Origin of the sequence: Halovulum dunhuangense (assembly GCF_013093415.1) — a bacterium.
GTDB classification, from domain to species: domain Bacteria; phylum Pseudomonadota; class Alphaproteobacteria; order Rhodobacterales; family Rhodobacteraceae; genus Halovulum; species Halovulum dunhuangense.
Genome location: NZ_JABFBC010000001.1, coordinates 829269 through 844627, shown reverse-complemented (window position 1 = coordinate 844627; position 15359 = coordinate 829269). Strand labels below are relative to the sequence as shown.

Here is a 15359-nt window from a genome sequence, read left to right as displayed (position 1 = left end):
CTCAGACCGCCAGCACCCGCCCGCCCCATCTCGCGCCAAGGCGCAGCGTGAACCACAGCCCCGCCGCCGACATCGCCAGGGCAATGCCATAGGTCAGCCCGCCAAGGGCGGGATAGACCAGCGCCGACAGGCCCATCGCAAGCGCCGTCAGAACCCCGCCGCCCAGCCCCATGAACGCGCCCTGGGCCGAGCCGCCGAAACGTTCGGGCACCGCCGCCGCGATGAAGGCGATGGCCCCCAGATGGCCCGCGACGAAGCTGGCCGAGTGCAGCATCTGCAAGGCCCAGAGCCATCCCACCCCAGGATCGAACATCATCGCGCCCCAGCGGATCATGCCGCCGACCGCGGCGATCGCAAGCGCGTGGATGGGTCCGAGCCGCGTCATGAGCCGCGGGCCGAGGATCGTCATCACCAGCACCTCGACCGCCACCGAAAACGCCCAGAGCGCGCCGATGGTCGCCTCGTCAAGGCCGAGGCTGCGCCAATGGACCGAACCATAGACGTAATAGACCGCGTGGCTCGACAGGACGAGCGCGCTGGCAAGCGTGAACAGGGCAAAGGTCGGCTCGATCAGAAGCGCGCCGATCTCGCGAAAGCCCGGTGGCCGCGCGTCGCCCAGCGTCCCGCCGCCGGGATGCCCGCGTCCCAGCGCCGCAGCCAGAAGCAGGCAGGCGACCAGCCACCACAGCCCGGCATTCGCGCCATGACGCTCGATCAGCCAGCCGACGGCGATATTGGTCACGAGGAACGCCACCGACCCGACCGCCCGGGGCAGCGCGTAGGAAAACCCGTGATGCCGCGCGGCGCCCGCGCCCAGCGCCTCGCCCAGCGGCATGATCCCCGACAGAAGCGCCCCGGTGGCGACGGTGGCCGCCAGCAGCGCGGGCTTTCCGCCAATCCCCAGATGCAGCAGGAACAGCACGGCCGAGATCAGGCACAGCCCGACCATGGTCAGCCGCCGCTGGCCCAGCCGGTCGGCGAGCACGGGAAAGCCAAGCCCCGCCACCACACGCGACGCCACGCCGAGCGACAGGTAGAACCCGACCTCGCCGGTGCTCAGCCCCCAATCCTCCAGCCAGACCGGCCAGAACGGCAGGTGCACGCCGATCGCGCCGAACATCGCGGCGTAGAAGGCAGCGGTGTGGATCTGCGCGCGCCGCGCCTCGGGGTTCACAGGCCGAACCCGGCGAAGGGCAGGTAGCGCACCGGGGTGCCCGGCACGATTTCCGCCGCCTCGTCCGGCAGCTCGACCAGCCCTTCGGCCCAGGAAAGGCCCGAGATGCGGCCGGACCCTTCCGAGGCGAACACCTCCACCGCGCCGTCGGGCGTCGGGCGGGCGCGCAGATACTCGCGCCGGCCACGCTTCTTGCGCTTGGAAAAGGCCGCCGGAAGCGTCACGGCCAGCGGCTGTTTCCAGCCGGCGCCGGACAGCACCGACAGGGCCGGTCGCGCGAAGATCAGCGCGCAGACGAACGCCGCGACGGGATTGCCGGGCAGCCCGAAGACGGGCGTGCCGTTCCAGTTGGCCAGCGCCAGCGGGCGACCCGGCTTGACCGCGATGCGCCACGTCTCCAGCACGCCCGCCGCCCGCAGAACCGCCGAGACGTGATCCTCGTCCCCGGCCGACGCGCCGCCGGTGGTCAGCACGGCATCGGCCCGCGCGATCCCCTGCTCCAGCCGGGCACGCACCGCACTCGCCTTGTCCGGCGCGCGGCCCAGGTCGACAGGCTCCATGCCCCACTGGCGGATCAGGGCAATCAGCATCGGCCGGTTCGCATCATACATCTGGTGCGGCTCGGGCGTGCCTTCGCCCGGCGTTGCCAGCTCGTCCCCGGTCGAGAGCACGGCGACCCGCAGCCGGCGATGGACGGAAAGCCGGTCCACCCCAAGCGCCGCCGCCAGCGCCAGATCCTGCGGCCGCATCCGGTGCCCTTCGGGCAGGGCCAGCGCGCCCGCGGCGACATCCTCGCCGGCGCGGCGGGTGTTCGCACGGGGCTTGAGGCCTGCGCGAAACCGGACGCTGCCATGCTCTGCCGTCACATCCTCCTGCAGGACGATGGTATCGACCCCGTCGGGCAGCATGGCACCGGTCAGGATCCGGATGGCGTGTCCCCTGGGCACCGCATGCGGCCAGGGCGCGCCGGCTGCGGCACGCCCCTCGACCAGCGGCAGGGTGACTGCTTCGGCTTCCGCGGGCAGGCCGTCGAAGGCAAAACCGTAGCCGTCGACCGCGGCATTGGCATAGGGCGGGTTCGCCCGCAGCGCGATCACCGGCGCGGCAAGGATCCTGCCCACGGCTTCGCCAAGCGGCACCACCTCGGCGCCCACCACGGGGGCAAGCCCTGCGCGCAGGGCCGACAGCGCCGTCTCCACGGGGGTCCAGTGCACGCCGGGCGGCAGGGCGAAGCAGTCGTTGCGAAGTTCGGGCGCGTCGCTCACCGGACCGGTTCCTCTGCATCGCGCAGGATGAAAGCCGCAATCTCGGCGATCGCATCGGGCGCGAAGCCGGGCAGACCGGTCGCCCCCGGGTCCCCTGCAATGGCGCGGATCGTGGGGTTGCTGGCGGCAAGTGGCGTTCGGCTGCGGGCCGCCTCGGGGCGAAAGATCTCGATCTTGCGATGGGCTTCCGCCTTGTACCCCTCGACCAGCACCAGGTCGCAGGGCCGCATCCGCGCCAGGATATCCTGCAACGGCCATTCGGGCGCGTCGCGCAACTCGTGCATGAAGGCGATGCGCCGGGCCGAGGACAGCACCACTTCCGAGGCGCCCGCCTCGCGGTGGCGGTGGCTGTCGCGGCCGGGCTGGTCGATATCGACCATGTGATGCGCGTGCTTCACGGTGGACACGCGCAGACCCATGTCGCCCGTCAGATGGGCCACCAGCCGTTCCACCAGCGTGGTCTTGCCCATGTTCTTCCAGCCGGTGACGCCGTAAATCCTCATCCTGCGCCCCGGCTCATCCGGCCCGGTCCAGCCAGCTGCGGGCAGCCTCCAGATCCTGAGGCGTGTTGACGTTGAAGAAGGGATCGCCGGCATCGGTGTCGAACACCGCGCTGGCGCAGCCGTGATCGTCGGTCCAGAGCACCACCTTGCGCACCCCCTCGCCCAGCGCGCGGCGCAGGTCGTGACGCAGGTCCACGGGCCACAGGCCAAAGGTCGGATGACGCGACACGCCACGCCGCGGATCGGGGGTCGCCGCCAGCGCGATCGGCACCGCCGCCTCGGCCGCCGCCGCGCGAAGACGCGCGGTTAGGTCCTGCGGAAAGAACGGCGTGTCGCCCGCGACGGTGACGATCGCCTCGGCCCCCAGTTCGGCGGCGGCGTCCATCCCCGCCAGCACGCCGGCAAGCGGGCCGGGAAAGCCGCTGACACCATCGGCGACCACGGTCAAGCCGAAGCGGGCAAAGCGGGTCGCATCGCCGTTCGCATTCAGCACGACCGCATCCACCTGCGGGGCGAGCCGGTCGATCACATGGCTCAGCATCGGGCGGCCGGCAAGGTTCAGCAGGCACTTGTCGCCCCCGCCCATGCGGGTCGCAAGACCGCCAGCCAGCACCACGCCGACCGTCAGCCCGGGCACCTCACGCATCCTCGGCCCCTTTCCTACGGCTGCCGCGCGGCTCTTCGGGCGCGCGGCCCGGGTCGGCGTCGCGCACCAGCCGCTCCTCTCCCGACAGGCACAGGAAGCGCTGCCCGCGCATCCGGCCGACCAGCGTCAGGCCCACCTGCCGCGCGATCTCTACCCCCCAGGCGGTGAAGCCCGAGCGGGAGGCAAGCGCCGGTATCCCCATCAGCGCCGTCTTTATGACCATCTCGGAGGTCAGCCGTCCCGTGGTGTAGAGCAGCTTGTCCCCACCCTCGACACCGTTCAGCCGCATCCAGCCGGCGATCTTGTCCACCGCGTTGTGGCGCCCGACATCTTCCATGTAGACAAGCGCCTGGTCACCCTGGCACAGCACCGTGCCGTGGATCGCCCCCGCCTCGAGATAAAGGCTGGGCATCGTGTTGATCCGGTGCGCCAGCGCATAGAGATCCGAGGTCCGCACCGGCGTCGCCGGCAGTTCCAGCCCGTCGAGCCCCTCCATCATGTCGCCAAAGACCGTGCCCACGGCGCAGCCCGAGGTGCGGGTCTTGCGCTTGAGCTTGTCCTCGTAGTCGGTGGCGCGTTCGGTGCGCACGACGACGGTTTCCACTTCCTCGTCGAAATCGACGCCGGTGATCCTGTCCGCCGGAAGCAGCATGCCCTGGTTCGCGAGGTAGCCGACCGCCAGGTACTCGGGGTAATCCCCGATGGTCATGGCGGTCACGATCTCCTGGCTGTTGAGATAGATCGTGAGCGGCCGCTCTTCCACGACGCGGATCTGCTGCCGCTGGCCGTGCTGGTCCAGCGCCTCGACCGGGCGGGTCAGGCGGGGATTTTCAGGGTCGGGCAGGATCGGCAGGCGTGTCATCGTGGAGCGGACGTAAGCACCACGGGGATTGAAAGGCAAGATCACCAGATTTGGTTTTACTTCCCCCCGCGCCGGGGGTACCGCCAGCCTGCCATGACAGACCAGACCAGATCCGCCTTCGTTTCCGGCTTTTTCGGCAGCCTTCCCTTCGTGACGGTGATCATTCCCTTCGCGATGCTGTTCGGCGTGGTCGCGACCGAGGCGGGGCTCGACCTGCTTCAGACCATGTCGATGAGCTTTTTCGTGATCGCCGGCGCCTCGCAATTCGTGGCGGTGCAGTTGCTGGCCGACCAGGCGCCGACCCTGATCATCCTTGCCAGCGCGCTGGCGGTGAACATGCGCATGGCGATGTATTCCGCGGCGCTGGTGCCGCATCTTGGGGCGGCCCCGCTCTGGCAGCGGGCCTTTGCGGCCTATCTGCTGGTCGACCAGAGCTACGGCATCGCGATCAAGCGCTACGAGGAGGACCCGCCCCTAGGCCGGCCGCAGAAGATGGCGTATTTCTTCGGGACCATCGTGCTGATCTGCCCGCTTTGGTACTTGTTCACCTGGATCGGCGCAGAGGTCGGCACGGCGATCCCGCCGGAATACGCGCTCGATTTCGCGGTGCCGATCACCTTCATCGCGCTGATCGCACCGCAGTTGAAAAGCCTCGCCCATCTGGCGGCGGCGCTGGTATCGGTCGTGACGGCGCTGGCACTCGCCTGGATGCCCTACAGCACCGGCGTCCTGGTCGCGGCTGTGGCGGCCATGGCGACCGGCGCGGCGGTGGAAATCTGGATGGAGCGCCGCCGATGACCGCGATTTCCGACGCCAAGGTCTGGGCCGTCATCATCCTTCTGGGGATCGGCACCTACCTGATCCGTTTCTCGTTCCTCGGCCTGATCGGCGACCGCAGGCTGCCGCCGCTGGTGCTGCGACTCTTGCGCTTCACGCCCGTCGCCGTGCTGCCGGCGCTGGTGGCCCCCATGGTCGCCTGGCCGGCCGCCACGGGGGGCGAACTTGACCCCGCGCGCATCCTGGCCGCGGCAGCCGCGGCAGCGATCGGGATCGGGACGCGCTCCGTTCTGGGCGCGATCGCAGGTGGGATGGCCGCGCTCTACCTGGGCATCTTCGTCCTGTTCTGACGCATGGGCGCACCCCGGGCAGCGCGCGGATTTCCAGGGGTCCGGGGACAGGGTTCGCAAGACCCGCGAAGGACTACCATGTTACTGACGGCCGGCGCGCACCGCGCCGCGCCAGGAATACGGAGGAGAACATGCGCATCGGTTGCCCGAAAGAGATCAAGAACCAGGAATATCGCGTCGGCCTGACGCCAATGGCGGCACAGGAGGCTGTCCATGCCGGCCACGAGGTGTTGATCGAGCGCGGGGCCGGAACCGGCGCGGGCTTTGACGACGACGCCTACCGCGCGGCAGGTGCGCGGATCGCGGACACCGCGGATGAGGTCTTCGAGACAGCGGAACTGATCGTCAAGGTCAAGGAACCCCAGCCCGCGGAACGCAAGCGCCTGCGCGAAGGGCAGGTTCTTTTCACCTATCTGCACCTTGCACCCGACCCCGACCAGACCCGGGATCTGCTGGACGCAGGCGTGACGGCCATCGCCTACGAGACGGTAACCGACCGCGCAGGCGGGCTGCCCCTGCTTGCCCCCATGTCCGAGGTGGCCGGGCGTCTTGCCCCGCAGGTGGGCGCCTGGACGCTACAGAAGGCAAATGGCGGGCGCGGTGTCCTGATGGGCGGCGTGCCGGGCGTGGGTCCGGCGCAGGTGGCCGTGATCGGCGGCGGGGTCGTCGGCACCCATGCCGCGCGCATCGCTGCCGGAATGGGGGCAGAGGTCACGGTCCTCGACCTTTCGCTGCCACGCTTGCGCCACCTCGAGGAAACCTTTGGCCATGTGTTCCGGACCCGCTACGCGTCGAAGGCCAATGTCCAGGAACTGGTCGCCGCATCGGACATGGTGATCGGCGCGGTGCTGATCCCCGGGGCCGCAGCGCCCAAGCTGGTCAGCCGTGCGGATCTGTCCACGATGAAGCCCGGCGCGGTGCTGGTCGATGTGGCGATCGACCAGGGCGGCTGCTTCGAGACATCGCGCCCCACGACCCATGACGACCCGATATACGACGTGGACGGGATCATGCATTACTGCGTCGCCAACATGCCGGGCGCGGTGGCGCGTACCTCGACCATCGCGCTGGGCAACGCGACGATGCCCTTCATGCTGGCCATCGCGAACAAGGGCTGGCGCCGCGCCTGCCAGGAAGACCCGCATCTGCTGAACGGCCTGAACGTGCATCGCGGCCGCCTGACGCTTGCCGCCGCGGGCATGGCGCTGGGCATAGAGACGGTGACGCCCGAAAAGGCGATTGCCGCCTGACGGGCGCGGGCGCGGCGCCATCGCCGCGCCCGCAGCCCTCAGCCCTGGCGCTGCGCCTTGAGCAGGTCGCGGATCTCGGCCAGCAATTCCTCCTGGCTGGGGCCCTTCGGGCTTTCCGGCGCGGCTTCCTTCGGCTTTGCCGCCGCATCGCGGATCCGGTTCACCGCCTTGACCAGCAGGAACACGACAAAGGCGATGATCAGGAAATTGATCATCGCCGTGATGAAATTGCCGTAGTTGAAGGTGGCGGCCCCAGCCTCCTGCGCCGCGGCAAGGGTGCTGTAATCGCCCCCGTCGAGCGCGATGAAGTAGTTGGTGAAATCGATCCCGCCCAGGATCAGACCGATGAGCGGCTGGATCAGGTCGGCCACGACCGAGCTGACGATCGCGGTGAAGGCGGCCCCGACGATGATGCCGACCGCCATGTCCATCACGTTGCCACGCGCGATGAACGCCTTGAATTCATTCAACATGCTTTTGCCCGTCTCTTTGTGCCCAGGGATGGTCCCACAGGGTCGAAAGAGTAGTCGGGGCGCGCCCCTCTGCCTAGGGGGACGTCAGTTCAGCAGTATGACACCGTCCACCTTGCGCCACTCGCCCGGCCGGACAAGATGCTGGTGCGAATACCGCACTGAATGAAGCGGCCCCTCCAGTTCCTCGCGCCAGAAGTCGATGAAGCGGTGCAGGCGCGGAAACTCCGGCGCCTTGTCATACTCCTGCCAAGTGAAGCTCTGGAGCACCTGCTGGTGATCCGGCATCCAGTAAAGGATTTCCGCCGTCGTAAGCCCGTGCCCCAGAAGCATGTTCTCCGTTATGCTGCCCGTTCGCATTGCAAGCCTCCATTTCCCGCAATGGGATAATGGTGACGCAGCACTCCCGCGCAACGCAAGCGATTTCTGGATTAACCTAATTTTTTCAAAGAATTGGCAGCACCCTGCGAAGAGTGCTGCCAAGGTCTTCAGGCCGGCAGCGCCCCGGTCAGGACGTAGCGCAACAGATCGACGACCTGCGCCGGCGTCTCGGCCACGGCCTGTGCCGCGGCGTCCACTTCCTTCAGCGCATGGGCGTGGTGCGGCCCGTGCAGGATGATCAGCGACTTGCCAAGCGCGGCCGCATAGCCCGCATCAAAGGCCGCATTCCACTGCTTGTACTCGTCGCCGAAACGCACGACGACCACGTCGGCATCCTCGATCCCCTTGCGGGTCCGGATAGAGTTCAGAAGCGCGCCCTTGCGGTCATGCCAAAACTTGTTGTCCTCGGCGCCCAGAATGGCCACGCCGCAATCGTCGGACGCGGCATGATCCGTCACCGGACCGGACAGGCTGACATCGAGTCCCGCATCGCGCACGCCATGGGCGATTTCCTCGCGCCAGTCGGTGTGGATCTCTCCGGACAGATAGACCTTCAGTTGCATTTCGCGTCCTCCTCCGTTCAGTCCTGATGTGGCCCGGCACGTCTGCGGGACAAGCCGCGCGGCCGGTCAGCCGCGCAGGGTGCCCCCCGTCGCCTTGGTCACGGCGGCGACGATCCTGCCCGCCGCAGCCTCGATTTCCTTGTCGGTCAGCGTGCCTGTTCTCGGTTGCAGCCGCACGGCGATGGCGACGGATTTCTTGCCCGCACCCATCTGCGCCTCGGCCCGCTCGCCGGCAAAGACGTCGAAGACGCTGACGCTGTCCACCAGCGCCTTGTCCGCGCCCTGTGCCGCCTTGAGGATCGCCTCCGCGGCGACCTCGGCGTCAACGACAAAGGCGAAATCGCGCTCGACCGCCTGGAAATCGGAGATTTCCAGCGCCGGCCGGGTCGGTCCGGACTTCTTCGGCTGCGGCAGCGCCATCGGGAACAGCGTGAAGGCGACCGCCGGCCCCTTCACGTCCAGCGCGTCCAGCACCCGCGGATGCAGTTCACCGAACACCGCCAGCGGCGTCTTGGGGCCAAGGCTCAGCACGCCCGAGCGACCGGGATGGAACCAGCCGGGCGCGTTTCGCAGCACCATCAGCTTCGCGGGGGCGCCCAGTTCGGCCAGCACCGCCTCGGCATCGGCCTTGGCGTCGAACACATCGACCGGGCGGCGACTGCCAAAAGCGTTGCGTGGCGCGGTGTGGCCGACACGCAGGCCGCTGGCCAGGAAAAGCTGGTCCTCGGGCTCGCCGCCGGTCCATGCGGGGCCGACCTCGAACAGCATCAGGTCACCGAAACCGCGCGCCTGGTTGCGGGCGGCGGCCTGTAGCAGCCCCGGCAGCAGGTCGGGCCGCAGGTGGCTCATCTCGGACGAGATCGGGTTGCCCAGCTTGACCGCATCGGTGCCCCCGCCGAACAGAGCGGCGCTGCGTTCGTCGATGAAGGAATAGGTGACGCACTCGTTGTAGCCAAGCGACGCGATCCGCCGCCGCGTGGTGCTTTCGCGCAGCTGGCGCAGCGTCAGGATCGGGCGCTGCACGCCTGCCGCCCGCGCCATCGGCCTGCCCTCGAGCCGGGTCAGCGACGTGATTCGCGCGATCTCCTCGACCAGGTCGGCCTCGCCTTGCACGTCGGGGCGCCAGCTGGGCACCCAGACCTCGACGCCGCCCGCCTCTTTCGCGACGCCGAAGCCCAGCGCGGTCAGGATGCGGATCTGGTCGTCCTCGGGAATGTCCATGCCGACAAGGCTGGACACGCGCGAGCTGTTCAGGCGGTAGAACCGCGCAACATCGGGAACCGCCCCCGCGGTCACCACTTCGGACGCCTCGCCGCCGCACAGATCCAGGATCATGCGGGTGGCAATCTCGATGCCTTCGGGGGTGAAGGTCGGGTCGATGCCCCGCTCGAAGCGGTAGCGCGCGTCGGAATTGATCTTGAGCTTGCGGCCGGTCTCGGCCGTCAGGACGGGATCGAAATAGGCCGCCTCGAGGAAGACGTTCACCGTGTCCGTCGTGCAGCCGGACGCGTGGCCGCCCATGATCCCGCCGATCGACTCGACGCCGTTGTCGTCGGCGATGACGGTCTCGGTGCCCTCGAAGGTATAGGTCTTCTCGTCCAGCGCCAGCAGCGTTTCGCCCGCCTCGGCACGCCGCACCACCAGATCGCCGCTGACCTTGTCCGCGTCGAAGACGTGCAACGGGCGGTTCTGGTCATAGGTAAGGAAATTGGTCACATCCACCAGCGCCGAGATCGGCCGAAGCCCGATCGCGCGCAGCCGGTCCTGCAACCATGCGGGCGACGGTCCGTTCTTCACGCCACGGATCATGCGGCCCAGGAACAGCGAGCAGGCCTTTTCCGACACGCTGTCGTCCAGCGTCACCCGGACGGGCGAGACGTAGCTTCCCGGCACCGGTTCCGTCACCTGCGGCTTGAGCGTGCCGAGACCCCGCGCCGCAAGGTCGCGCGCGATGCCGCGGACACCCAGCGCATCGGGCCGGTTCGGGGTGATCGCGACATGGATCATCGGATCGTTCTTGCCGGCATAGTCGATGTAGCGCTGCCCAACGACGGCATCGGCGCCCAGTTCCACGATGCCCTCATGGGCATCCGACAGCTGCATCTCGCGCTCGGACAGCATCATGCCGTGGCTTTCGATGCCGCGGATCTTGCCCACCTGGATCGTGACGTCGATGCCCGGAATGTAGTCGCCGGGCTGTGCGACCACGACCTTTATGCCGGCGCGCGCATTCGGGGCGCCGCAGATGATCTGCTGCTCTCCTTTCGCGGTCAGCACGCGGCACACACGAAGGCGATCGGCATCCGGATGCTTCTCTGCCTCCAGCACCTCGCCCACGGTAAAGGCGCCCAGTACCTCGGCGGGATCGGACACGCCCTCGACCTCGAGTCCGAGATCGGTCAGGGCTTCCGCGATCTCCTCGACCGTGGCCTCGGTGTCCAGATGTTCCTTGAGCCAGGAAAGCGTGAATTTCATGGGCCTGCCTTTGCGCGGGAAACGGGTCGGAGCGGGTTCTAAAGGATAGCCCGGCCAAGGGAAAGAGGGCTTGGCCCCCCGCCGTTAACCTAGCATCTTAACGATTTCGCGCCACGGATCCGCATTTCCGCCCTATTCGCGCCATGACTCCAGGCGATACACGAGCCCGAGTTGATGGAGGCTCGACATGAAAGCGCTGCGCAGGTTTGTTTTCGATCAGGACGGCGCCACGACCGTGGACTGGGTGGTGCTGACCGCCTCCATCGTGGCGATCAACATAATCCTCATCATCAACGTGCTCGAGGATGGCATGAGCACCAACGCCAGCTGGATCAGCGACCGCGCGGCGCAGGCCGTGGCAGACGCCGGCCGCTGACCGCCGCCGCAAGGCGCGGGCGTCAGGCGTAAAGCCGCGGAACGTCCAGCGTGCGGAAGCCGTAGTGCCGCAGCCAGCGCAGGTCGCTGTCGAAGAAGGCACGCAGATCCGGGATTCCGTATTTCAGCATCGCGATCCGGTCGATCCCCATGCCGAAGGCGAACCCCTGCCACTTGTCCGGATCGACACCGGCAGCGGCCAGCACCTTGGGATGGACCATGCCCGAGCCAAGGATTTCAAGCCAGTCGTCGCCCTCGCCGATCTTGAGTTGACCGCCTTCCCACGAACAGCGGATATCCACCTCGGCCGACGGCTCGGTAAAGGGGAAATGCGAGGCGCGGAACCGCAGTTCGACCCCGTCAACCTCGAAGAAGGCGCGGCAGAACTCCTCGAGCGTCCATTTCAGGTTGGCCATCGACACGTCCCGGTCGATGCACAGCCCCTCGTACTGGTGGAACATCGGCGTGTGCGTCTGGTCATAGTCGGCGCGATAGACGCGGCCCGGCGCAATGATCCGGCAGGGCACGCCATGCTGTTCCATGTACCGGATCTGCACCGGCGAGGTATGGGTGCGCAGCACATGCGGCGGGCGATTGTCGCCCGGGTCGCGGTGCATGTAGAAGGTGTCCATCTCGGTGCGCGAAGGATGCTCCGCCGGGATGTTCAGCGCGTCGAAATTGTACCAGTCCGTCTCGATCTGCGGGCCCTCGGCGACCGCGTAGCCAAGATCGGCAAAGATCGCGATGACCTCTTCCATGACCTGGCTGATCGGATGGATCGTGCCCTCGGGCTGCGGACGGGGCGGCTGGGTCACGTCCACCCATTCCCGCGCCAGCCGCTTTTCCAGCGCCGCCTCTGCCAGGGCGTCGCGCCGCGCGGCAATGGCGTCCGACAGTTCGGTCTTGAGCGCGTTCAGCGCGGGCCCGAAGCTCTGCCGCTCTTCCGGGCTCATGCCACCCAGGCTGCGCATCATCAGGCTGATCTCGCCCTTCTTTCCAAGGGCGGCAAGCCGCACCGCCTCGAGCGCGGCCTCGTCCGCCGCGCCGGCGATCTGGCCGACATACTTGTCCTTGAGCGCTGCGAGATCTTCCATGATCCACTCTCCGCCTTGGGCTGGTTGCACCGGCGAAGGGCGTAGCGAGGGACCGTCTGGATTGCAAGGGCGATGGCGGCTTAACCCCGGCTTAACCACGCAGGCCTAGGCAGTCGACATGGCAGCGGCGGGAGAGACCCGATGATACTTCAGGCGGACGGCGTGTTGCACGACAGCGGGCGGCGCGACACGCTACTGGGCAGCGAGGGGGCGGACACGTTCGTGCTGTCCCATGACGGGCGCGCTGACAGTGTGGTCGGCCTTCAGGACGGGATGGACCGGATCGACCTTTCGTCCTGGGATGCGGTCTGGGAAGAGTTGTCGATCCGTTCCCTCAGCCCGACCGAATATGTGATCACCTACCAGGGCGAGGAGAAGCTGCGCATCAGCCTTGCCCCATCCGCGCCGGGCGCAGATCCCCTGCCGCACCGGCCCCTCGAGGAAAGCGACTTCATCTTCCGCGAGGGGCTGCCGGAAACGACCCCCCAGATGTTGCTCGACCAGGTGGACGACTCGCGCGAGATCATCGTCGGCACCACGCGGCCGGATATCTTCGTCTTCGACGATGACGGCTTTCGCGACACGATCCGCCGGTTCGAGCCGGGCAAGGACCTGATCGATCTTGCCAATTACGGCACCAGCTTCGCCGCACTGGACTTCACCGACCGAAAGCCGGGCCGGGTGGCGGTCCATGTCCCGGCCGGCGACAGCGTCGATCACCTGGTGGTCATCGACCTGGACCGCCAGATCACGGCAGCGGATTTCACGGCCGACATGTTCATCTTCTGAGACAGCGGGCCGGAAACGAAAAAGGCCCCGGAAACCGGGGCCTTGCATTCGCCACGAAAACTGCGCTCAGAGAGCGGCCTTCGCCTGATCCACGATGGCGTTGAACGCCGCCGGTTCGTGCACGGCCAGATCGGCCAGCACCTTGCGGTCCACCTCGATCCCGGCCTTGGCCAGACCGCCCATGAACTGCGAGTAGTTCAGGCTTTCGTCATAGGCACGAACGCCGGCGTTGATCCGCTGGATCCACAGGGCGCGGAAGTTCCGCTTCTTCACCTTGCGGTCGCGGGTCGCGTACTGCAGTGCCTTGTCGACAGCCTGCGTCGCGGTCCGGAAGTTGGTGCTGCGCGCGCCGTAGTAGCCCTTGGCAGCCTTGATTACCTTGCGGTGGCGGGCGTGGGTGGTCGTTCCACCTTTCACTCGAGACATGCTTCAGCCCTCCTCAGCGGTTGTACGGCATGTAGGACTTGACGATCTTCGCATCCGGCTCGCTCAGCGTGGTGGTGCCACGCGCCGTCCGGATGAACTTGGTCGTCCGCTTGATCATGCCGTGGCGCTTGCCCGCCTGGCCGGCCTTGACGAGCCCGGAGGCCGTCATCTTGAAGCGCTTCTTGGCGCTCGACTTTGTCTTCATCTTGGGCATTTCAAACTCCTGGTCAGGGGTTGCTCGGAAATGCGGACTCGGCAGCCCAGATTGGCCGGCCGCATCGACAGAGCGCACCGTATAGGCAGATGCGCGGGTCTTGGCAAGTGGCGCCGGGGGCACAAGGCGGACAGGCCCTATTCCGGCCCGCCGTCCACGATCTTCTTTTCGTCCACCGGGGCGACGCGCAGGATGTTGGTGGATCCCGGCGTGTTGAACGGCACGCCCGCAGTTACCACGATAAAGTCCTTGTCAGTACCGAATCCATGCGCCTTGGCTGCGCGTGCGGCACTGACCACGGCCATCTTGAAGCGCTCCACCTCGGGCGTGACCACGCAGTGCAGGCCCCAGGTCAGGTTCAGCCGCCGCGCCGTCGCGGGTTTCGGGGTCAGGGCCAGGATCGGCACGCGGGGCTTTTCGCGGCTCATCAGGCTGGCGGTGGTGCCCGAATGGGTGAAGCAGCAGATCGCCTTCACATCCGTCGTCTCGGCCACTTCGCGGGCGGCGGCGGTGATCGCCTCGCCCACCGACTGCTTGGACGGCGTGCGCGAGGCTTCGATGATCTGGCGATAGGTCTCGTCGCTCTCGACCGATTCGGCGACGTTGTTCATCGTCTCCACCGCCTCGACCGGGTATTCGCCGGCGGCCGACTCGGCCGACAGCATCACCGCGTCGGCACCCTCGTAGATGGCCTGCGCCACGTCCGACACCTCGGCGCGGGTCGGCACCGGGCTCGAGATCATGCTCTCCATCATCTGGGTCGCGACGATCACCGGCTTGCCCACGCGGCGGCACTTGCGCACCAGCCGCTTCTGGATCGGCGGCAGCGCCTGCACCGGCAGTTCCACGCCCAGATCGCCGCGCGCGACCATGATCCCGTCGGATGCCTCGAGGATCTCGTCGAAGGCCTTCACGGCGGCCGGTTTCTCGATCTTGGACAGGATCGCGGCCCGCCCGCGCGCCAGTTCGCGGGCCTCCTCGACATCCTTGCCGCGCTGCACGAAGGACAGCGCAAGCCAGTCCACGCCCAGCGCGCAGACGAATTCCAGATCCTTGCGGTCCTTTTCCGACAGCGCCGCCAGCGGCAGCACCACATCGGGCACGTTCACCCCCTTGCGGTTCGAAATCTCGCCCCCGACCTCGACCACGCAATCGGCATGGCTCTCGCTCAGGTCACGGACCCGCAGGCGGATCTTGCCGTCGTTGACCAGCAGGGTGGAGCCGATCTCCAACGCCTGGAAGATCTCGGGATGCGGCAGGCTCACGCGGGTCGCGTCCCCCTCGGCCTTTTCCAGGTCAAAGCGGAAGGGCGCGCCTTCCTCCAGCATTTCCGAGCCGTTCGCGAACACGCCGCAGCGCAGCTTCGGGCCCTGGAGGTCGGCAAGGATCGAGATCGGGCGGTCCATCTCGACCTCCAGATCGCGGATCATCTCATGCCGCCGGCGGATGTCCTCGTGGGTGCCATGGGACATGTTCAGACGAAAGACGTCCGCCCCTGCAAGGAACAGCTCTCTGATGATCTCGTAGCTGCTGGATGCCGGACCCAACGTGGCGACGATCTTCACGTTGCGATTGCGTCGTAGCATGGTGGTTCCTGTATCGTTCCGGGGCCTCGGCGCGAGTGTATAACGGCCAACCGGGGCTTTGTCTGGAAAAAAAGAGAAAATAATCGGTCTTTTTCGAACCGTTCGCGGGCGGCGTGTCGCGCGTAGGCCTCTTTCCCCCTGCGAGGCGGCACGCTAGGG

18 protein-coding genes are annotated in these 15359 nt (G+C 67.4%); 5 read left to right on the top strand and 13 right to left on the bottom strand.

All coding sequences use genetic code 11. The features are described from left to right. Position 1: 1 nt before the first annotated feature. The 5 genes from HMH01_RS04140 to HMH01_RS04120 are packed head-to-tail and all read right to left on the bottom strand — an operon-like array spanning position 2 to position 4450. Entirely contained in the window at positions 2-1174 is a 1173-nt protein-coding gene (locus HMH01_RS04140) for an MFS transporter (protein WP_171322768.1), read from the bottom strand. Further along, positions 1171-2439: a molybdopterin-binding protein gene (locus HMH01_RS04135; RefSeq protein WP_171321224.1), complete on the bottom strand. Its 1269-nt coding sequence runs from the start codon at positions 2437-2439 to the stop codon at positions 1171-1173. The genes HMH01_RS04140 and HMH01_RS04135 overlap by 4 nt, the downstream gene beginning before the upstream one ends. Further along, positions 2436-2942: a molybdopterin-guanine dinucleotide biosynthesis protein B gene (gene mobB, locus HMH01_RS04130; protein ID WP_171322766.1), complete on the bottom strand. Its 507-nt coding sequence runs from the start codon at positions 2940-2942 to the stop codon at positions 2436-2438. Before mobB ends, HMH01_RS04135 begins: the two co-directional genes overlap by 4 nt. A gap of 13 nt (positions 2943-2955) precedes the next feature. Then, entirely contained in the window at positions 2956-3588 is a 633-nt protein-coding gene (gene mobA, locus HMH01_RS04125; protein ID WP_171322764.1) for a molybdenum cofactor guanylyltransferase MobA, read from the bottom strand. Continuing rightward, positions 3581-4450 carry a formate dehydrogenase accessory sulfurtransferase FdhD gene (locus HMH01_RS04120; protein ID WP_171322762.1) on the bottom strand — a complete coding sequence of 290 codons (870 nt, stop codon included), beginning with the start codon at positions 4448-4450 and terminating at the stop codon, positions 3581-3583. The genes mobA and HMH01_RS04120 overlap by 8 nt, the downstream gene beginning before the upstream one ends. 93 nt (positions 4451-4543) lie before the next feature. Here HMH01_RS04120 and HMH01_RS04115 point away from each other — a divergent pair, with 93 nt between their 5' ends. The 3 genes from HMH01_RS04115 (at position 4544) to ald (ending at position 6827) form a co-directional block, all read left to right on the top strand. Then, on the top strand, positions 4544-5248 hold the full coding sequence (locus HMH01_RS04115; RefSeq protein ID WP_171322760.1) for an AzlC family ABC transporter permease: 705 nt from the start codon (positions 4544-4546) through the stop codon (positions 5246-5248). Then, positions 5245-5577, top strand: coding sequence for an AzlD domain-containing protein (locus HMH01_RS04110; protein WP_171322758.1), 333 nt, complete (start codon positions 5245-5247; stop codon positions 5575-5577). The genes HMH01_RS04115 and HMH01_RS04110 overlap by 4 nt, the downstream gene beginning before the upstream one ends. A gap of 131 nt (positions 5578-5708) precedes the next feature. Continuing rightward, positions 5709-6827: an alanine dehydrogenase gene (gene ald, locus HMH01_RS04105; RefSeq protein WP_171322755.1), complete on the top strand. Its 1119-nt coding sequence runs from the start codon at positions 5709-5711 to the stop codon at positions 6825-6827. 38 nt (positions 6828-6865) lie between these two features. Here the strand turns inward: ald and mscL are convergent, their stop codons facing one another. The 4 genes from mscL to pheT all read right to left on the bottom strand — a co-directional run bounded on the left by mscL (position 6866) and on the right by pheT (position 10716). Beyond that, positions 6866-7300 carry a large conductance mechanosensitive channel protein MscL gene (mscL, locus tag HMH01_RS04100; RefSeq protein ID WP_171322753.1) on the bottom strand — a complete coding sequence of 145 codons (435 nt, stop codon included), beginning with the start codon at positions 7298-7300 and terminating at the stop codon, positions 6866-6868. Positions 7301-7384: 84 nt separating this feature from the next. Continuing rightward, positions 7385-7657: an usg protein gene (locus tag HMH01_RS04095; RefSeq protein ID WP_171322751.1), complete on the bottom strand. Its 273-nt coding sequence runs from the start codon at positions 7655-7657 to the stop codon at positions 7385-7387. A gap of 128 nt (positions 7658-7785) precedes the next feature. Beyond that, positions 7786-8241 carry a YtoQ family protein gene (locus HMH01_RS04090; RefSeq protein ID WP_171322750.1) on the bottom strand — a complete coding sequence of 152 codons (456 nt, stop codon included), beginning with the start codon at positions 8239-8241 and terminating at the stop codon, positions 7786-7788. A 66-nt stretch (positions 8242-8307) separates the two neighbouring features. Beyond that, positions 8308-10716 carry a phenylalanine--tRNA ligase subunit beta gene (pheT, locus tag HMH01_RS04085; protein WP_171322748.1) on the bottom strand — a complete coding sequence of 803 codons (2409 nt, stop codon included), beginning with the start codon at positions 10714-10716 and terminating at the stop codon, positions 8308-8310. Positions 10717-10903: 187 nt separating this feature from the next. Between pheT and HMH01_RS04080 the strand changes: the two genes are divergently transcribed. Beyond that, positions 10904-11092 carry a hypothetical protein gene (locus tag HMH01_RS04080; protein WP_171322746.1) on the top strand — a complete coding sequence of 63 codons (189 nt, stop codon included), beginning with the start codon at positions 10904-10906 and terminating at the stop codon, positions 11090-11092. A gap of 22 nt (positions 11093-11114) precedes the next feature. On the opposite strand, the gene pheS is transcribed toward HMH01_RS04080, so the two are convergent. Next, a complete protein-coding gene (gene pheS, locus HMH01_RS04075; RefSeq protein ID WP_171322744.1) occupies positions 11115-12185 on the bottom strand; it encodes a phenylalanine--tRNA ligase subunit alpha in 1071 nt (356 codons plus the stop codon). Between the two features lie 141 nt (positions 12186-12326). Here pheS and HMH01_RS04070 point away from each other — a divergent pair, with 141 nt between their 5' ends. After that, the gene (locus HMH01_RS04070; protein WP_171322741.1) at positions 12327-12974 is read left to right on the top strand and encodes a calcium-binding protein; all 648 of its coding nucleotides are present in this window, start codon (positions 12327-12329) and stop codon (positions 12972-12974) included. Between the two features lie 66 nt (positions 12975-13040). On the opposite strand, the gene rplT is transcribed toward HMH01_RS04070, so the two are convergent. From rplT to pyk, 3 genes are all read right to left on the bottom strand, one after another. Then, a complete protein-coding gene (rplT, locus tag HMH01_RS04065) occupies positions 13041-13400 on the bottom strand; it encodes a 50S ribosomal protein L20 (protein ID WP_171322739.1) in 360 nt (119 codons plus the stop codon). Between the two features lie 13 nt (positions 13401-13413). Beyond that, the gene (gene rpmI / locus HMH01_RS04060; protein ID WP_171322737.1) at positions 13414-13614 is read right to left on the bottom strand and encodes a 50S ribosomal protein L35; all 201 of its coding nucleotides are present in this window, start codon (positions 13612-13614) and stop codon (positions 13414-13416) included. Positions 13615-13751: 137 nt separating this feature from the next. Further along, positions 13752-15200, bottom strand: coding sequence for a pyruvate kinase (gene pyk / locus HMH01_RS04055; RefSeq protein WP_171322735.1), 1449 nt, complete (start codon positions 15198-15200; stop codon positions 13752-13754). Positions 15201-15359: the final 159 nt, after the last annotated feature.

What these genes read in the sequence shown, in the direction of transcription:
- mobB (WP_171322766.1), bottom strand. Translation starts at nt 2,942, where the DNA reads ATGAGGATTTACGGCGTCACCGGCTGGAAGAACATGGGCAAGACCACG.
- mobA (WP_171322764.1), bottom strand. Translation starts at nt 3,588, where the DNA reads ATGCGTGAGGTGCCCGGGCTGACGGTCGGCGTGGTGCTGGCTGGCGGT.
- HMH01_RS04120 (WP_171322762.1), bottom strand. Translation starts at nt 4,450, where the DNA reads ATGACACGCCTGCCGATCCTGCCCGACCCTGAAAATCCCCGCCTGACC.
- HMH01_RS04115 (WP_171322760.1), top strand. Translation starts at nt 4,544, where the DNA reads ATGACAGACCAGACCAGATCCGCCTTCGTTTCCGGCTTTTTCGGCAGC.
- HMH01_RS04110 (WP_171322758.1), top strand. Translation starts at nt 5,245, where the DNA reads ATGACCGCGATTTCCGACGCCAAGGTCTGGGCCGTCATCATCCTTCTG.
- ald (WP_171322755.1), top strand. Translation starts at nt 5,709, where the DNA reads ATGCGCATCGGTTGCCCGAAAGAGATCAAGAACCAGGAATATCGCGTC.
- mscL (WP_171322753.1), bottom strand. Translation starts at nt 7,300, where the DNA reads ATGTTGAATGAATTCAAGGCGTTCATCGCGCGTGGCAACGTGATGGAC.
- HMH01_RS04095 (WP_171322751.1), bottom strand. Translation starts at nt 7,657, where the DNA reads ATGCGAACGGGCAGCATAACGGAGAACATGCTTCTGGGGCACGGGCTT.
- HMH01_RS04090 (WP_171322750.1), bottom strand. Translation starts at nt 8,241, where the DNA reads ATGCAACTGAAGGTCTATCTGTCCGGAGAGATCCACACCGACTGGCGC.
- pheT (WP_171322748.1), bottom strand. Translation starts at nt 10,716, where the DNA reads ATGAAATTCACGCTTTCCTGGCTCAAGGAACATCTGGACACCGAGGCC.
- HMH01_RS04080 (WP_171322746.1), top strand. Translation starts at nt 10,904, where the DNA reads ATGAAAGCGCTGCGCAGGTTTGTTTTCGATCAGGACGGCGCCACGACC.
- pheS (WP_171322744.1), bottom strand. Translation starts at nt 12,185, where the DNA reads ATGGAAGATCTCGCAGCGCTCAAGGACAAGTATGTCGGCCAGATCGCC.
- HMH01_RS04070 (WP_171322741.1), top strand. Translation starts at nt 12,327, where the DNA reads ATGATACTTCAGGCGGACGGCGTGTTGCACGACAGCGGGCGGCGCGAC.
- rplT (WP_171322739.1), bottom strand. Translation starts at nt 13,400, where the DNA reads ATGTCTCGAGTGAAAGGTGGAACGACCACCCACGCCCGCCACCGCAAG.
- rpmI (WP_171322737.1), bottom strand. Translation starts at nt 13,614, where the DNA reads ATGCCCAAGATGAAGACAAAGTCGAGCGCCAAGAAGCGCTTCAAGATG.
- pyk (WP_171322735.1), bottom strand. Translation starts at nt 15,200, where the DNA reads ATGCTACGACGCAATCGCAACGTGAAGATCGTCGCCACGTTGGGTCCG.